Here is a 17698-nt window from a genome sequence, read left to right on the forward strand (position 1 = left end):
TTGATTTGAGTGTTTGAGGGCCATGAGCAATAATAGGTGTTGTGTATTCTGCAGCTTGATTTGCGGAAGTCGGGCCAATGGGACAAAGGCTGATCTGGATAGCAGTCGTATGGGCGGCGACTCTTGTCGCACCGGGCCTTGCGGGTGCTGATAATGCCGGCCGCAGGATTGCAATTTTGGACGGCGAGGTTATCGCCTATGGAGATGGGCCACCGAATTGGGTTGTTTTGCGTGACACCGTTCTTCCGGCGATTTTCCCTAGAAAAGTCCTGACGATAAAGCATTTTGATGTTTCGGCTCCGGACGCCGCAGGCGCTTGGATAAATGCCGCGACGGTGGCTGCGTTTGAGCCAGATTTGATACTTGCGCATTGGTCGGCCTTTAAGCCCCCCCGAGGGCAGGATTACTGTGACATTACGACCAATCGGAAGGGGCAGGAATGCGCCATCAGGTTACTTGAGACGCTCAACGACGCACGCGGCCGCGATGGCAGCAAGGCCAAAATCGTTATTTACTCCCGCAAACCTAATCTTTGTTTTACCGGGACGCAGAATGGATTTGAGGCGGCGGTCGACAAGTCCTCAGGAGGAACGCCAGGCCGTGGACTTTCGCCGCTTCTCGGGACAACGGGCTTTATGACAATGACGCCTGCACCCGACCGCAATGTGTTTAGCGCGGCCGGTGTCCCGTCGGCGCTGCTGCGCCTCGTGCGATATCTGAATTGCCCCGCGCAGAATTCGCTGTTTGGCTGGGATCTGACCAGTGGCCTTTGTGCGCTCGGCGAGCCGATGGAAGGTGATGACTGTGAGTGACCCCACGGATACCGGAGAATCGGCTCTGTCCGTGACTCCTGCGGAACCCGTACGTACTGAGCAATCCCCTCCTCAGCTCGAGCATGCCCCAAGCCCTGCAAGTGCGGACGAAGCTGGGGCGGACTTCGGTACGTTCGTACGGGTATTCACTGGGTTTCTTGCCGGTATCTCGCTGATCGTTGCAAGTCTTCCGCTGTTTCTGACCAACCCCAATGTCCTACCTGCGCTGCACAAGGATTTTCAGAGAATCGGAAATGTGATGGTCAGCATCGTCTGCTTCCTATGCATTGCCCTCATCTTTCATTACCGGCGGGAAATCATGCTGAAAGTTTTTGCGGAAGCGGCGGATGGTGGCTCCCGTATGCGGCTTTATCGTAGCGCCGCTTGGCTTCCACTCGCTGGCCTCTTAGTCAGTGTATTCTCTATCTTAGTCTACTACTGGTCATATGTGAACAACCAAACCGACGTAACTTGGCCTCTGGTCCCCTATACGTTGATTTTTGCGGCACCAGTAGTTACTATCTGCTTTGCAGTATTGCGGGAATATTACAATCAAATCGCTGGGGTCAGCGACCGGCATACTATCGCTGCCCTCTCCAAAAGGTAGCATCCAGGGTAACAGTCACTGCTGTCCGGTTTAAAATTCTGGACTGAGTGCATGACATTGATTCTACTCGTATTTAGGCGTTTCGCGACGGTCTGGACACGAACAGGGGATCAATGTCATGCGGCACCACAATATCGTTCTTCATCAGATTCAGAAGCATGTCCCCTGGAGCGTGTTCGATCGGCTTGTGGACGAGCACAAGGCCGATCACCGGGTTCGCAAACTGACCACCAAGAGCCAGCTGCTGGCGCTGCTGTTCGGCCAGCTTGCCGGCGCGGTCAGCTTGCGCGAGATCGAGGCCGGTCTGGCGAGTCAGCAGTCGCGGCTCTATCATGTGGGCGGGCGCGGCATCGCCCGCAGCACGCTCGCCGAGGCCAACGCGCGCCGGCCCGCGGCGGTATTTTCAGGCCTGTTCGCCCATATCGCCGCGACGACCTGCCGCCGCACCCGCCGTCATATCAGCGACGCCGTGCGCATTCTCGACGCCACCCGCATCGAGCTCTCGTCCCTGCGCTCGGGATGGGCCGACATGGTCAGCGGCCACCGGGCGATCAAGCTGCATGTCAACTACAATCCGCATGCCGATGCGCCTCTCGGCATGACCCTCACCGGTCAGCGGGTCAACGACATCACCCCGGCCAAGGCCCTGATGAACGGGGCGGGGCCGGTCGAGCCCGGCATGACCTATGTGTTTGATCTTGCTTACTACGACTTCGCTTGGTGGGCCGAACTCGACGCCACGGGCTGTCGCATCGTCACCAGGTTGAAGACGCGCACCAAGCTTGAGGTGACGGCCGAGCAGGCGGTGCCCGGCGGCGACAGCGCCATCCTCTCAGACCGCATCGGCCTGCTGCCGCGGCGCATGGCCCGGTCGCGCAAAAATCCCTTCGCCGACCCTGTGCGCGAGATCACCGTGCGCATCGCGACCGGCAAGATCATCCGCATCCTGACCAACGACCTCGACGCCCCGGCCAGCGAGATCGCCCACCTCTACAAGCAGCGCTGGCAGATCGAACTGTTCTTCAAATGGATCAAGCGGAACCTGAAGATCCGCCACTTCCTCGGCACTTCCGAGAATGCCGTTCGGATCCAGATCTTCGTCGCGCTCATCGCCTATCTCCTGCTGCGCATGGCCCAGGCCTGCCAGAGCGCCGTCAAGCAACCCCTCGCCTTCACCCGTCTCGTGCGCCTCAATCTCATGCACAGGCGCCCCATCACCGAACTCACACAACCCAGACCAAAGCCCAGCCTGAACCAGGATCAGATGGTGCTCATATGAACCAGGAACTTAACCGGACAGCAGTGGGTAACAGTTGGACCGCATTTCCAACCAAGTTGCCACTCGCGACAATTCGGCCTACCCGATTTCAAAGGCGCCCCAACCCGCACGCGTTCCTCGTAAGCGCGAGCTTTGGAGGAGTCGACTGAAACGAAGAAGAGGACGAGGTAGTACCAATTTGATCTGCGCTATAGGCAACTGGAGAAGATGGTGGACAGATTGATGAACGCTGCCGTCGCTGCGAGGACGAGACCCTCGGTCGCTGTGGCGCAGCTACCCACCATTTGCAAGGACTTTTCGATTAGGCTGCAAACGCGTTCTTCAGAAGAATGGTCTCGGTTTCCTCATCCAGCTCACCCGTTGGCGCAAGCTCCTTCTTGGCTTGAAAATCTGCCATCGCTCCTCGCGTCATGCGTCCTCGCAGCCCGTCGATCGCACCGGGATTAAAGCCGAGGTATTTTAGCGCTACCTGCGCCCGACGCAGCCCGATGTCGGGCAAAATTCGCCGATTCTTCTCGTACGCCGCGGCCAGTCGGTTGTCGTAGTCGTTCCTGCGAAAGTTGGGACCATTGTAGCAGGCGGCAAAAGTGCCCCAATCGCGACGTTGAATGCCAATTCGGCACTTCGGATTGCCCATGATGAAATTACCAAGCGCCTCAAGCTGGAGATCCTCGCTCTCAACCATTCCGGCGACCATTTCCTGCACGGTTTCCTTATTCACCACCCTATGGTTGAAGCCCATGACCTGCGGCAGGCCCCAGGACGCGCTCTTCAGCGCCTCCTCCTCGTCCAGTTCCATTGCCTTCTCCAGGCGATCGTACTCCGCCCTGCCACCCTTATATCCCCCGGGCTGGCCCGAGATATCGGAGTGCTTGGCATCGTAAATATGCCCGGTTCGCTTGCTGAAGATGTGCCGCTCGAACAGAATCTGAGGTCGCCGGTCGACCAAATAGCCGAAGCCCCGAGTCTCGACAGTCAGTACTGCCCAAATCTCGGGCTCGCCGATGTTGAGCATCTCACAGACGATTTCCATGCCCTTAGAGGTCATGGGAAAACCGTTGCCCACAAAATTCATGCCCTATCCCCCGTCGACTGATCGTATGGACAGAATAGCAGGAACCGGTGGCGCCGTATATTGCACTCGAGACTTTCCGAATAGCCGGAGAGAAGTCGGAGCTTAATTGATCTGTCAGCTACTTTGACGCCGGCAACGATCAGCAGACGCTCGATTCTGAGACCTATGTGCTCCTGAGCGACGCCCGCGGCGCATACATCCTGCTCCAGCCGGGGTAATCCTGGCTGGCCACCTAGCGCCGCGACGATGCCGTCTCGGTGACCTTCACCGCCGGCTATGGCGATCCCACCGACGTGCCCGAGCCCCTTCGCCAGGCAATCCAGCTGCTCGTCCAGCACCTCTTCGACGGCGCCGATGCCAGTATCGATGCTGCCCACGACCGGGTCATTCATGCTCCGATCGCGCCATATCGTCGGTGGGCGGTTTGATGGGGAGATTGCAGGACCAGATCGATGACAGACGTTTTATGGCAATGTCATCTGGGACTGGGTGCCGGGGCTGAGCGTCGACAAGGGCACCGACAACATCGACCAGCCCCGGCTGCCGCTCTTCAAGGCCTTCACCAACTACGACAAATACGTCGGCGTCGAAACCTGGACGAAGATCGGCCTGAACAACACCGACTATAACGATCGGGACGCGTTCGACGCAGCGAACGATCACTTCGTGGCCCCGATCGACTGCGCCTATCTCTTCGGCGCGACGCTGCTCTTCAAGATCAATGCCGGCGCCACGTTCGCATAGGTGGGAGGCTCGTGCTGAACGGCGCGACCGAGATCCGCAGCACATTGGGCGAGATGAGCGACACCTATGTCTCCGAGGCGACCGCGCTCTGACTGCAGACGATGGCGCCGCTCGCCGCAGGCGATGCTGTGGAGTTGCAAGGGTATTTCCGAGTGGCGGACTACTACTTCGCCGCCGACCACACTTCCTGCTGGGGCGTGAAGATCGGGTGAAGCGAGCAGCGCAATAGCACCGCTTCACTCTGGCGAATCCTGCTGAAGTGCACTCGGCAGGAGTTTCTACACTTACGAGCATACTCGTGTTACTGTCTTTCCTGCGACGACCTGAGGCGCCGCAGGCTGGATGAAGAAATGTGAAATCCAATCTGGTTCCGATCAATGTCTTTGGAATTGCAATGAGTATTCCCGATGAATTCATCAAAGGCAGCCATGTCCGTCGGGACTGGGTAGATCTGCGCGACCAGTCATATTCTCCAAGCTTGTCCGTTCTGAGTGACGTAATGTCCCTCGATCCGCGGCTCATGGTCGACATCCCGTCATCTAACCTCAAGCAGCCGATCTTCGGTGTACGCGACCAAAAGGCTACACAGCGCTGCGTAGGCTATGCACTTGCAGCGCTCATTGACATTCAGCGCAGCCTGCAATGGCTTAGAAGCTTTGGCGGGAAAGCGCCCACGGCAGCTGAAGTCGATCGGATCCGTCTGGATATCGCAAGTGCCGATATGCTCTACCGCATGGCGTTTTTCCATGATCACTATCCCGATCTGAGCACCATCCAGGGGATCGAGGGCATCCGATCTCTGCGTTCAGCGATCAAGGGGTTCTATCATCACGGCGCTTGTCTTGATTGGCCCAAGGATACGCGTCCGAGCGAAAAGGGCCGCTGGCAGAGCACCAGTTTCCTCCCGACAAGTCCCGACGACGAGGGGCTGTTTCCCAACGTGGACCAGGCCAAGGACGCGCGCAGGATCGGACTCGGAGCTTATTTCCGGCTCGCGTCGGTTCTGAACCACTACCACGCCGCGCTGAATGACGCCCAAGCTGTGCTGTGTACTGCCAATATCCACGATGGCTGGACGCGCGCTACGCCCGACAATCGGGGAATTATTGCTTGGCCGCCGCAACTTGGCAGGACGGGCAGTCATGCGGTCGTCCTGACTGGCTACGACGAGACCGGGTTCCACGTCTTGAATTCATGGGGCGCCGCATGGGGCGGATACAAGGGACAGGCTGGAATCGGGCTGTGGGACTACGGTGACTGGGCGCAGAACGTCATTGATGCCTGGGTGTTGCGTCTAGGCGTTTCCGCCCCCAAGGCCTTCGGTTTTTTGCAAGGGGAGAGGGGTGTCAAGGGCCTTAGTGGACCGGTTCAAGCTGGCTCGACGCCCTGTTACGAACTCGTCGGACACTACATGCACCTCGATGACGGATTCCACGTCTCTTCGGGATCGTATCCGTCCTTCCCGTCCAGCTGGAAAAGAACTAGGAATTATCTTCTAACGGGCGTGCGCCCCGGTACTGATCCGCCTGACCCCGGCGACACCCGGTACAGAGGATTGCTGCTGTGGATTCCCGGCAGCTTGGAAGGCATCAAGGCGACCTTCACTCAAGCTGTGGCGCGCAAGAACCGTATCAAGGGGCATGGACTCTATCCCTATACCGTATTCTGGTGCAACAGCTTCGTCGAAAAGTCCCTGGAAGTCTTCAATATAATCTTCGAAAGCTGCAAGTCGCAGGCCGGGGTAGAGGCCGAACATCTCAACAGCCTGATCGAAGAACGCGTGCAAGGTGTTGGGCGTGCTTTTTGGCGCGAGATGGAGATGAGCGCCCAACGGGCCGTGCACGGCACGACGGACGGACCGTCGGAGGTTCATGCCGAGGCAGAGCTCGAGACTGTCGAACTGGGATACGTGGCCGATCTTCTGCGTGGCGTGATGGAGCTTAAGGCCGAGCTGGGATGCGAAGTGCATCTCGTCGCCGAAGGAACTGGCGCATTGGTGGTGCATGAGATGCTGGCCGCTATCCGACGGGATGCGGATCGAGACGGGGCCTCGCGGCAATACTTTTGCAATCACGATCCGACGACGCTTTTCGATTCGCTGCATCTGGTTCATCCGGCGATCGGCTGGGCAAGGGCGCAAGTCTTCCTGGTGCCGCTGGTCCAACGCATCAACGAGACGGCAGCCCCCTTGCCGCATCCCGGCGACACCGCGCCTGGCGTCGAACCGGTGAGCGAGGTCAAGGCCGACCGGCCGGCGCGCATCTACGTGCCGTCGGAAGAGCTGGAGGCACAGCTCTGCTTCGGCGCCTACGGGAAATCCCTGCTGCACCTGGCCGCCAGCGCGTTCGAGGACAGGCTACCCGGTCCCGGGTCAACGCCGGAGTTGCCGACCTGGGTGCCGCAGGACTTTCTCGGCATGGCCGGTATGGATCGCAAGCGGTCGCTGCATTCGGCTCTCTACAGGTTGAACAGGTTGGCGTCGCAGAAGCGGCCTGGAGACCGCGTGACGCAGACGGAACTAATCAGCGATCAGGCGATCCAGGAGAGTATTTTCGCGGCGATTGCGTCCATGCGTGACCCGGCATGTCAGACGTTTGGAGGAGGGAAAGTTGGCCAAGATCACGGTTGAACAGCTGATGGCCAAGTTGGCCGATCCGACGACGGACGCGGCCGAATTGTCGGAATACTTCATCGTCGACCAAGACCAGTCGGGTGCATTCGCGCCGCGGCTGAAACTCAACCCGTCGACGGTCCAGATCCCGCGTGGGGCCAACGCGGCGGCGCGGTCGGCGGCGGTCATGAACTCGGCCAACTGGTTTGCCCGGATCGATCGGCGGCGCAAGTTCAACGCGGTGCTGGCGGGCGGCTATGGTGGGCCGATCATCGTGTCGGAAGGCGACAGCTGGTTCCAGTATCCGCTGCTCCTGAAGGATACGATCGACCACGTGATGGACCGCTACGCCGTCCTGTCGCTCGGATCGGCCGGGGATCTGCTGAAACGAATGGCGGACAAGCAGGAATACATGCCCGCGCTGCACGACACCGGCGCCGAAATCCTGCTCCTGTCGGGCGGAGGCAACGATCTGGTGGCGGGCGGGGCGCTGGCCTCGCATCTCGAAGAGTTCCATCCGGATCTGAAACCCGAGGACTACCTTCTGCCCTCCTTTCAGGCGCTGCTGGACGAAGCGCTGACCCACTACGCGCGCATATTTCGGCAGGTCCGCGACGGATTTCCGCGTGTGAACATTCTGTGCCATGGCTATGACTACCCCATGCCCAACAATGACCGCTGGCTCGGCAAACCAATGGAAAGTCGAGGGATCCGCGACCGGACGCTGCAAAAGGCCATTGCGGCCTGCATGATGGACCATTTCAACAGACGGTTGCGGCGATTGGCCAACACGATGCCGCACGTCACCTATATCGATTGCCGCGGCACGGTCGGCGACCATCGTTGGCACGATGGGCTGCATCCCACCAACGAGGGCTATGGCGACGTGGCGGCCAAGTTCCTGCGCGAAATTAGCTCGCTGGCCAATGCGCGCAGCGGCCCGCCCGTGGTCATCAGCGGGCCGTTCGGCAATGCTTCCGAGCTGACGCGGGCGCTCGGCGCACCTTCGGTGATCGCCGGCGGCAAGGCGCGCGGGATCTCGCTGCATGTGGGGTTGAACACCGTCGATCCCGGCCATTACGACGGATGGGACGGGCGGTTGACGGCGTGCGAGGCAGATGCGCTGGCGATGGAGGCGATGGCCCGGGGCGAGGGGTTCGAGACGCGAATTCTGCTCACCCCGGATGCCACGCGCCCCAACGTCATCGAAGAAATCAAGCGCGCGGCGTCCGAATTGAAGGGCGGCGACATGTTCCTGTTCACGATCTCGGGGCATGGCGGCCGGATCCCCGATTTTAACCAGGACGAGGATCACGACGGCGACGAGAAGATGGACGAGACCCTCTGTCTATACGACTTCCAGCTCGCCGATGACGAGCTCTACATGCTCTGGTCCGAGTTCCGCGCCGGGGTGCGGGTGCTGGCCGTGCCGGATACCTGCCATTCGGGCTCGATGATCCGGTTCGGCCCCACCGCACCGGCCACGCTTTTCGGGCAACAGATGACGCTGCCCGCTGGCGCGCGGGCGATGCCGCTCTGGGTCGAGGACCGGGTCTGGCGCGCGAACGAGCCCGCCTATCGAGAGGCGTCACGCTCCTACAGCGCGCTGAAGGAGAGCGTGCTGACCAATCCGCTCTCCACGCCGGTCAAGGCCTCGGTGCTCAATCTGGGCGCCTGCAAGGACGAACAGTTCGCGATGGACGGCCCCGAGAACGGCGCCTTCACCGGGGCGCTTCTGCGGGTCTGGGGCGAGGGACGTTTCCGCGGCGACTATCGCGCCTTCCGTGCCGCCATTGAGACCCAGATCGGCAGCCCGAGCCAGACGCCGCAATTGTTCGAACGGTTGGTCGGCGAGCCGAATTTTGTCCATGACCGACCGTTCACGCTGCAGCCATTGGGCAAACCGGCAGCCGCAGCCACCACCGCTGCGGGGCCATCCTACGCGCCGGCCGCAAACCCGACCGAGGCGGGAGATGAGGGCGACGAAGACGACCAGATCAGCGCCACCGAGGTCGAGGCCCGTTTTGCCGCGAAGACGCGCGGTACTGGCTTCCGCGACTCGCAGGCGGCTCTCACATGGGGCGACTACGCTGATTTTGATGCGTTCATCAAGTCGCTGGGGCTGAAGAACTTCAGCACCGACGAATTCCTCGTGCTCGGAGGCGCCCACAACACACCCGGCGGGAGCTGTCAGGGCAAGAACGACTATCCGCCACGCAATATCTGGACCAGAATCGCCGCGACCGCCCGGGTGCTCGACCATCTGCGCGACCGGCTGGGCAAACCGATCGTAATCACCAATGCTTATCGCTCGCCAGCCTACAACGCATGCATCCCGGGCTCTGCCACGAACAGCCAGCACGTGCAGTTCACGGCGCTGGATTTCCAGGTCAGGGGCATGGCCGCGCGGGATGTCGCCCATGCGTTGCGCTGGCTGCGCGACAAGGAACAGCTTTTCTCCGGCGGGATCGGGCAGTACAGCTCGTTCACCCATCTCGATACGCGGGGTATGAACGCGACCTGGCCCCCGGCATTCCGAGACAGCCCTTTGCCCGATTCCGCCCCCGTGTCCCCGGGCGGTCCACGCACCATGGCTGAAAGGCTGGCGTTGCTGGGATCTGTGGAACTGGCCGCCCCGCGCGGCACGACGAGCCGGGCCGGTAAGTCCGCCTTCGGAACGGCTGTGCCCCGCTCCGGCGAGGCGTTTGATCCCTCCTCCGCGATTGCCGAACACCAGCAGACGCTGTCGGCGGCGGTCAGTGCTTCAAGCGTGATATCTTTCGTCGAGAACCTGACACCGGGTCAGAAAGAGGACGTTCTGCTCTCGACGCTGTTCGCGCAGCGGGCAGCGGATGCTAGGGCCAACTCGGTGGAGCAACGTACCGCGTGGTTCGATGTCTACATGGAAATGCTCAGTCTGCTTGGCTGGGTGCGCGAGGCGGCACCGTTCACCGCCTCCCAGAAAATGCAGGGCAGCGGGAGCTTCGACAAAGTCATCCTTGCGACACTGGCACAGATCGCGACCGGCAATCAGTTCAAGATCGTCGAAAGCGCGATTGAGGCGCTGCGTGGATTGGCCGACGATGACGGCAAGATCCAGCTCTTCGACTTCGAGACTTCCCGGACCACTGGCGGCAACTTCCAGATCGGCAGTGCCGAGGCAGCGGGTGATGTGATCAACATCGCGCTTGGTGCATTCCGTTTCACCTACAAAGACGCAAAGAAAAATATCCTCTTCGTGTCCTGGGGCTCGAACGAACTGGACTACTGGCTGTCAGCGCAGAAGCTATCGCTCAGCCCCGCAATCTATGACGGTGTGCGCGATCTGGTAAAATCTAGGCTTGATGACACGCGCAAGAAATTGATCCTAGACATCGATTTGGGGTGACTTGAAGCATATTGTATACTAATCGTGTTTTCGCGGCTCTTCGGGGAATTTATGTGATGCCCTGCATCGAATGGAGTTTCGTTTTGGGCGACCGGAGAGCATTCGATCTCAGCCCCCTGTCTTTCTAGTGAGATCAATACAGCCGCCGCCTTGCGGACGATTGGGTGTTAGAAGTAATGTGACGGAGACTACCTCTGTACCGAGGTCGGGAGCCTAGCGATGGCGGGCAAGTTCTGCTAAACTGTAAGCTAGGTAGACTAGCCGACAAAGGTCGATGACAGGTGTCAACGAGCTTGAAGCCATGGATTCTGCTCGGTCTTGCAAGCCTTTCTTCACTGGTAGCGAGCAGTACGGCCGCGCAGGACTGCCGGCTGGTTCGACCGTTAGGGTCGCCACCGTATAACGCGGAGGATTATCCATGGCCGCTAAGCCTGAGGGTAAACCTCATTCGCCTGATGAAGCGGGAGATGGCCAACATTGGCCGTTACAATGATCCTGCTACCGTCGATGACGGGGTATTCCATACCCTTTTGGAGAGCGAGATCCGGGTCCTGCAGGCGGAGCGTGGCGAGGATCCCACGGGGTGCATAACGTGGGATCTTGTGACGACGCTGGACAGCCAAGGGCGCACGCCGCCGCCGGAAGCCGTTGAGGCGTTCGAGTGACCGCGCCGCGGCCCCAAGAAATAGTTTCGGTCGTCGAGAGTGGGACGCCTGCGCCTACCCTCGAGACCACAGAGGACGCGGCTCCGGAGGATGCCGGGAGCATGGAGACCGCCGAGTACAACGAAACGCAGACGGAGAGCGATCCGCCATCTTGCCGCTATTGTAAGTCCGAAATCAAGGCAGGGGCACGGGTTTGTCCGGAATGCGACCGGTGGCAGATGCCCTTCGGCTGGCTCGCATCGCAGGTCAGTCTGGGCGACATCGCGCTTTACGGGTCGCTCGTCGTGGTCGTGTGGTCTACGTTCAACATTGCCATTCTCGGCGATAGGGCCCGGTTCGACAGAACGCACCTGTCCTGCGGTGGCTATGCCGCGAAGGTCTATATCGCCAATACGGGGACTAGCCGCGGGATTCTCGAGTCCGCTTCGGCCGTCCCGGTGAATGGTAGCGTCGCGGCCAAACCGATTGTGGCGATCGTATCGCGTGCCGACGCACTGCGCGAACTCCCAGTGATCGCCGCTGGCGACGGCGACGTCTTCCGCCTGGAGGTCCCGCAGGACTCATGGGGGAAATTCGACAATGAAACGACACAGAACGATTGCACCGTCACACTCGAGATCCTCGCGATCCATCGACCGGACGGGGCAACGGTGCCCATTTCCATGCCGGAGTCTTGCTCATGTGCAGATTTTCGATCCTGATAGTCAGAATCGCAATTCCGGCCGTGATGGCACTGACGGCGCCGGCGAGCCATGCGCAGGGCACCGGTAAAACGGTGTGGGTCGGACAGCATATTCACGGCATCGATAAGAACGATTATTCGGACTTCGTCCGCGCCAACGTTGAATTGCGACTCGTCGAGATCAAAGGTCGCGGACAGACCACCCCGGCACTTGAAACCTATCTTGCCGACCACGACGTCAGAACGAACGACCAGATAGCCACCTCCGCCAACGATCGGGAGACGCACTATCTGAGCAATGCCGCTACGACCCTATTCGTCACCTCAGGGATCGGTGTCGGCGACGCCGCCGATATGGAATCGGGGGTATATCTGGGTCCGCAAGTCGACGCCTTTGCTGTCGAACAGGCGCGCACGAAGTTGTTGGCGGTTTCCGGCCAGCCGGTGGCAGACATGTATTTGAGGTTGCTTCTGCACTACGCTCTGATAAAGAACGCGGTTCAGTTAAGCATGGACTATGAAACAGTGATAAGCCCGCTGCGCGAGACGGCGTTGGATTTGGTACACCAGGCCGGACCCGCACAACCCATGACGGTGAAGGCGATCCGCGATGAGTTGATCGCACTGGCGGGAGGGTAGCAATGACCCCGCATTTCGTTATGCGGGTCTGTGCGGTGGGGGCGGGGCTTGTCCTGCTCAACGGCATCTCGACCGGGCAAGAGAAATCGCCCGATCAGGTGGGGCTTGTGTTTCCGGCCTTCTTCAATGCCGACGACACCGCTCCCGCATCTCTCGGGCAGAGCGTGGCGTTCGCGCTCAAACTGACGGTGCAATCCGACCTGTCCTCTGAGGGTCCCACCGGGAGCGACAGGGGCGAACCGCAGGGCGGTTACGGGCGTGGGATCACTTATTACGTTCCTGCGACGATGTCCGAGCCTAGCCACGAAGCCGCTGCCCGCCTTGCCCGGATCAACGGGCTACAAGGGACGGTCTGGGGCGTCACCACCCCCCTGATCGACGGGATCGCGATCCAGTCGTTCCTGACCCTCGCCATGCCCTACGAAGATTTCCGGGATACGGACCAAGAAATCTGGCAGATCGAGGTCGGTGGTGAGACATTTCGCCTAGGCCCGCCGCAGCAAATCGTCGCTTTTCTGTCGGAGACCGTGCCCACGTCCTTCGTGTCGCAATTTGGCGATCCTGCGGTGATCGACTACTGCCTTCAGGACGGCAGTTGCGTCCGGTTTCCTGACGCCCAAATCACGCGTGTCTGGTCAGTGAGTGACGATGGCAAGGCGAGCATCCGCCGCGACGGCACGGATTACGCCGTACAACTGCCGCAGTCGGACATCTACACCTCCGAGGTTGTGGATTACGCAAACCTTTTCATCGCTTATGCGCGGGGCAATCTGGATCAGGCCATCGCCTTCGCCGATCTCTATCTGAAGCGTCACGGGCCTTCGGGAACGTCCATCGACGCGCATCTGTTTAAGGCGGCCGCATTGGCGCGTACCGGTCGGACTGAGGAAGCAGGGGCAGAGATTCGTGCAGCACTCGACCTTAATCCCGTAGCACGCCGAGCGCTTCGCTACGGGATCATGCTTGAGCTCGTGCGTGGAGCAAAACCGAACGAGCGCTCAGAGGAATTGTACGAGACGCTTGTTTCAAACTACGGCGTCACAGATCCTTTCGAAGAGAGCTATCAGAGGCTTCGGTGAAGGCAGCTGCCCCTGCCCGACAGCACTGAATTTATTCTACACTCTCGTCAGCTCATGTCAGGAATGCATCAGTGCAACTAGCGGCGGGCCGGCGGGAACGGCCGCGCTACTTTGGTCAAATCAGATGAGCGGCCGCTCTCCACCGAGGGGAGCCCCAACGGGATTCCGTCCTAAGCCTGACTGCTAGTCACACGCGGTTTGTCGGCGTGCCGATCTCTGGTCGACAGGTATGCGTCCCGAGTAATCGTCCCTCACCACATCCGCGCTGCGATCCGGCGTTCTTCCGGACCGACAGCGTTGGCGTAAATAGCGGTCGTGGAGAGCTGGGCGTGCCCCAGCCACTTCTGTACCAGGGTGAGGGGGATGCCGCACTCAACCGCGTGGATTGCAAAGCCATGCCGTAGCCCTTTGGGCGTTGCCTGGATGCCGGTGATATCGGCCTGCGCCATCACGCGCTTGACCAGAGTCCAGCTCCAGGTGCGCGAGAGCGGCCAGATCTGATCACTGCCAGAATTCTCTTTCGCCTGCCGTATTGCTCCGATCAGGATATCCGGCACCGGCACTTCACGGACAATGCCCGTCCGGCGCTTCTTGAGGGACGCGATGGCAATGATGCCGCTGTCTGGCTGCACGGCGTCGGCCGTGAGGTTGAGCGCCTCGGAGAGCCGGCAGCCGGTATAGACCAGCATAAGGCACAGTGCCCGCGTTGCTGGGTCGCGAGAGTCCGCCGCGCGAAGGAAGCGCGTTCGCTCGGCGGCATTGACGTATTTGCGCGCGCCGGAGGGCGCATACAGGCTGTATGTGCGCTCTCCGCGCACGCGCTCTGCGTGTCGATTGGTCATGATGATTGCGTGTTCAGGAACGGACGAGGGCCTCGAAGGAGGGCGTCTCTCGAACGCCCAGACCGTGAACAGAATGGTTAATTCCGTTCACAGTTATACTGGCAGGCCCCGTGCTCGGGTCGTCCGTTCAGGGTACATCATGGCCTTTTCGCCGATCGATTTCAATATATAACTCAACTATTAGCCAAATAATAAACACAATTAACCATTGTGTTCACAGAATTCCAATACAGTGATTCAGTATTCAGTGCTCAAATCCGTGATGTATGGCATCGAGAGAGCGGTATGACACGAAACGATCTGATCGGGATACTGACATTTGCAGCCGTGACATCATCCATTGTCTTGCTGAACGCACTCTTTGAAGGCGAGCCGAGCTGCGTGCCGCGACCGAGCGCCGTGGAACATCTGTTTCTTCCGGAGTGTGCCGGTGATGGGGCGACACGAACGCCCTCGTGAACCTGCCCACGCATATGCGCGAACGTGCGCACAGATATTGGCCAGCAATCTCACGCAGCAGAATTGCTAAGTCAGCCGCAGAGATGGGCGCGGCGCGAATGGGGTGGCGCCTGTCGGCACCACCCCGCTCCCATTAAAGGGAGTGTCGAGCAGGATCGTCCCTTTCTTCCAGCCGATCGCGAAGCCACTCTTGCACTTCGTCCTCAACCCATCCCACCCTGTTGGCGCCGAGCCTTACCCGCTTGGGGAATTTGCCGGCCGCCTCGAGGCGCGCAATGTGCTGGGGGGAATACAAGACCAGTTCCCGCACCTGCCGTTTCGAAAGTATCCTCATCACGATAGCTCCCAGGTTGGGGAGCATCGCGATGCCCCAAGGTGACAAACCCCGAGGTTCGGCCAGAGTATCACGTGTAACGGCTAATTCATTCGCAAAAGTTGCAAAATGAATGTTTTCGATTCCGCTGTGTTTGGACTGGCGGCGAATTCTTACTCCGTTTGCTCCAGCAATTTCGCGAGATGCTCTTCATAGGCGACGACTGCTGAGCGCATTTCATCGAGATATTGGAAGCGATTGTAGACCGCCGCCACGCCTGAGATCGTCCCTGAGACGTGGTTGAGCAACCGTTCAGTGATATGCGGCGGTGTGCCGAGGGCAGCCAGATTGGTTGCGAAGGTTCGGCGCAGATCGTGCAACCGCCAATCGTCGACGCGACATGTGCGATCGAAATCCGTCTTGCACTTGCCCCAGCCGTTGAAGACGGTTGTGGGCTTCCCGTCTCGTGAAGTGGATCGGCTGGCAGGAAATAGATACTCGCCCGTCCGCGGTAGGCGTTCGAGGACCGCGGCGGCGGCATCTCCATAGGGATAGCTGTGGGCCCGCTTGTTCTTGGTGGCCGACGACGGAATATTGATCGTGCGGCCGGGTTCGTCGATCCATTGCCAGCGGAGGGCAGCGATTTCGCCTCGCCTTTGCCCGGTGAGGATCAGGAGTGCGACGATCGAAGAAAAGGTATCGTTGCCGTCGAGTGCCGTGCGGTAGGCGGCGGCGAGTTCGGTGCTGCTGAGCACGCGTTCGCGCGGGGCGGCAGGTGCGCGCCGCACCAGTCGGGTGCATGGGTTTTCATCGACGTAGTGTCGTGTGTGCGCCCAGTTGAAGAAAATCTTTACAGCCACGAAGGCGTGGTGCTGTTCGCTTGGCCGGTCGGCGAGCCGGTCGATCCGGCGATGGATGTCTTGTGGCGAAATCTCTGAGATGCGTTTGCGACCAAACGGAAAGTGACGATTGAGAAGCCGCGTGTAGTCGCTCACTGTCCGAGGCCGGTTCTTGCTGCGGCAGTGTTCGAGGAACTGTTGTACGCCGGTGCCCCACGCGATGCTTTGCGGTCGGAATTTCCCAAGAGCCTGCTCAGCGAGAAGCCGCTTTGCTTCTTCTCGCGCTTTGGCAAGCGACACGGCCGGGTATCTGCCGATCGTAATCAGCCGACGGTCGTATCCGTGCTGCACGACAAAGCTGCGGGTGCCACCTTGCGACACGCGGCAGCCGAAGCTGGGCAGGGCGTCGTCGAAGTAGATCTTCTGCCCTTTGGGAGGCAGCGGTAGCTGCCGAATTGAAATGTCCGTTAGGCGCACGGATGAAAACTCCGCTTGTCGGTTAGCCTCACGCTAGCCTCAGCAATAGGCCGCGCAAGGGCGATTAGCCATGTTCAGCTATGGTAGCCATAAATTCATAAATATCAATGCAATAGTGAGGTTACGGGGCCGCCATGTGAGCCTACGAGAACCCAATAAATCGGAATCATAATCCGCGTGTCGGGGGTTCAAGTCCCTCCTCCGCTACCACACACTTCGTTTGATTTTAGATGGTTAGGTCACACAGCCCGCGGGCGTGCTCGCGGACGGAGGGCCCGGGGTTTCATTCTGGGCACTGACGTTGCCCCCGGGTTTTATCCAGCCATGAGTGGAATCCGGCGGTAGCCTGCCGCGATCTGTTCTTCAGTGAACCTTGAGCGCTTCATCAGTCCGGTCCTCTCAAAAGGCCGGACTCCATCTCAAACCGGATAAACCTCAGGGGGCAACGTCAGGATGTTCATCCATTCAATTTCAGCGATCATCCCGACTATTCACACGCCAACACACTTGATGACGCTGAAAGTGCGATAACATCCAAAGACAAATGCCAGACGTATGTGTTCTCCAAGAATGACTGACTTTGAGCCGCTTCCACCTGGCGCTACTTATGTGCGGGATTTCGTGTTCCCGGACGCGGAGGCATCGCTCGTTGCCCGGGTCGATGCCCAGCCATGGATAACCGACCTCAGACGTCGGGTGCAGCACTATGGCTACCGGTACGACTATCGTGCGCGGACCGCGAACGCCGATGCGTATCTCGGCGAACTGCCCGACTGGCTCGCCGCACTCGGCGCGCGTCTGGTCGATGCCGGGTTTTTCGACCGCGCACCAGATCAGGCCATCGTCAACGAATACAAGCCCGGTCAGGGCATCGCTGCTCATGTCGACTGCGTGCCCTGTTTCTCCGACACGATTGTTTCGTTGAGCCTGCTTTCGACGTGCGAGATGCGGTTCGAGGATCGGCGCAGCCGAGAACAGGTTACCCGGATACTGGAGCCGCGCTCCGCGCTGGTTCTCAAAGGACCCGCACGGTTCGAATGGACCCATGCGATCTCGGCGCGCAAATCGGATGTCGTCGATGGCAGGCGTGTGCCGCGGACCCGGCGATTGTCCGTGACCTTTCGCAACGTGATTGCCCGATAGGCGACTTAAATTGTCCGACCCGGAGACACAGGGAACGGGGTGGT

At 59.9% G+C, this 17698-nt stretch carries 16 protein-coding genes; 12 read left to right on the forward strand and 4 right to left on the reverse strand.

What is annotated here, in order from left to right:
- Positions 1-77: 77 nt before the first annotated feature.
- The 3 genes from V3328_RS21920 to V3328_RS21930 all read left to right on the forward strand — a co-directional run bounded on the left by V3328_RS21920 (position 78) and on the right by V3328_RS21930 (position 2698).
- Positions 78-812: a hypothetical protein gene (locus V3328_RS21920; RefSeq protein WP_340331858.1), complete on the forward strand. Its 735-nt coding sequence runs from the start codon at positions 78-80 to the stop codon at positions 810-812.
- Complete coding sequence (locus V3328_RS21925; protein WP_340331859.1) at positions 799-1419, forward strand: hypothetical protein; 621 nt, start codon at positions 799-801, stop codon at positions 1417-1419. Before V3328_RS21920 ends, V3328_RS21925 begins: the two co-directional genes overlap by 14 nt.
- 118 nt (positions 1420-1537) lie before the next feature.
- Positions 1538-2698, forward strand: a complete 1161-nt coding sequence (locus V3328_RS21930; protein ID WP_340331860.1) for an IS4 family transposase — start codon at positions 1538-1540, stop codon at positions 2696-2698.
- Positions 2699-2999: 301 nt separating this feature from the next.
- On the opposite strand, the gene V3328_RS21935 is transcribed toward V3328_RS21930, so the two are convergent.
- Positions 3000-3773, reverse strand: coding sequence for an N-acetylmuramidase domain-containing protein (locus tag V3328_RS21935; RefSeq protein ID WP_340331861.1), 774 nt, complete (start codon positions 3771-3773; stop codon positions 3000-3002).
- A gap of 257 nt (positions 3774-4030) precedes the next feature.
- On the opposite strand from V3328_RS21935, the gene V3328_RS21940 reads away from it, so the two are divergent.
- From V3328_RS21940 to V3328_RS21975, 8 genes are all read left to right on the forward strand, one after another.
- Positions 4031-4201, forward strand: a complete 171-nt coding sequence (locus V3328_RS21940; RefSeq protein WP_340331862.1) for a head-tail connector protein — start codon at positions 4031-4033, stop codon at positions 4199-4201.
- Between the two features lie 61 nt (positions 4202-4262).
- A complete protein-coding gene (locus V3328_RS21945; RefSeq protein WP_340331863.1) occupies positions 4263-4517 on the forward strand; it encodes a hypothetical protein in 255 nt (84 codons plus the stop codon).
- 352 nt (positions 4518-4869) lie between these two features.
- Complete coding sequence (locus V3328_RS21950; protein WP_340331864.1) at positions 4870-7146, forward strand: C1 family peptidase; 2277 nt, start codon at positions 4870-4872, stop codon at positions 7144-7146.
- Positions 7127-10516, forward strand: coding sequence for a D-Ala-D-Ala carboxypeptidase family metallohydrolase (locus tag V3328_RS21955; RefSeq protein WP_340331865.1), 3390 nt, complete (start codon positions 7127-7129; stop codon positions 10514-10516). Before V3328_RS21950 ends, V3328_RS21955 begins: the two co-directional genes overlap by 20 nt.
- A gap of 467 nt (positions 10517-10983) precedes the next feature.
- Positions 10984-11181, forward strand: a complete 198-nt coding sequence (locus tag V3328_RS21960) for a hypothetical protein (protein WP_340331866.1) — start codon at positions 10984-10986, stop codon at positions 11179-11181.
- 101 nt (positions 11182-11282) lie between these two features.
- Positions 11283-11882: a hypothetical protein gene (locus V3328_RS21965; protein WP_340331867.1), complete on the forward strand. Its 600-nt coding sequence runs from the start codon at positions 11283-11285 to the stop codon at positions 11880-11882.
- Positions 11861-12502 (forward strand): hypothetical protein, encoded by a 642-nt coding sequence (locus V3328_RS21970; RefSeq protein WP_340331868.1) that lies wholly within the window; start codon positions 11861-11863, stop codon positions 12500-12502. Before V3328_RS21965 ends, V3328_RS21970 begins: the two co-directional genes overlap by 22 nt.
- 2 nt (positions 12503-12504) lie before the next feature.
- Positions 12505-13581, forward strand: coding sequence for a tetratricopeptide repeat protein (locus tag V3328_RS21975; RefSeq protein ID WP_340331869.1), 1077 nt, complete (start codon positions 12505-12507; stop codon positions 13579-13581).
- A gap of 251 nt (positions 13582-13832) precedes the next feature.
- On the opposite strand, the gene V3328_RS21980 is transcribed toward V3328_RS21975, so the two are convergent.
- The 3 genes from V3328_RS21980 to V3328_RS21990 all read right to left on the reverse strand — a co-directional run bounded on the left by V3328_RS21980 (position 13833) and on the right by V3328_RS21990 (position 16511).
- On the reverse strand, positions 13833-14423 hold the full coding sequence (locus V3328_RS21980; protein WP_340331870.1) for a tyrosine-type recombinase/integrase: 591 nt from the start codon (positions 14421-14423) through the stop codon (positions 13833-13835).
- A 592-nt stretch (positions 14424-15015) separates the two neighbouring features.
- On the reverse strand, positions 15016-15243 hold the full coding sequence (locus tag V3328_RS21985; protein ID WP_340331871.1) for a helix-turn-helix transcriptional regulator: 228 nt from the start codon (positions 15241-15243) through the stop codon (positions 15016-15018).
- A 125-nt stretch (positions 15244-15368) separates the two neighbouring features.
- Positions 15369-16511 (reverse strand): tyrosine-type recombinase/integrase, encoded by a 1143-nt coding sequence (locus V3328_RS21990; RefSeq protein WP_340331872.1) that lies wholly within the window; start codon positions 16509-16511, stop codon positions 15369-15371.
- A gap of 570 nt (positions 16512-17081) precedes the next feature.
- On the opposite strand from V3328_RS21990, the gene V3328_RS21995 reads away from it, so the two are divergent.
- Entirely contained in the window at positions 17082-17654 is a 573-nt protein-coding gene (locus V3328_RS21995; RefSeq protein ID WP_340331873.1) for an alpha-ketoglutarate-dependent dioxygenase AlkB, read from the forward strand.
- The last annotated feature ends 44 nt before the right edge of the window (positions 17655-17698 follow it).

Source organism: Microbaculum marinum (assembly GCF_037855135.1).
In the GTDB taxonomy this organism is placed as follows: domain Bacteria; phylum Pseudomonadota; class Alphaproteobacteria; order Rhizobiales; family Tepidamorphaceae; genus Microbaculum; species Microbaculum marinum.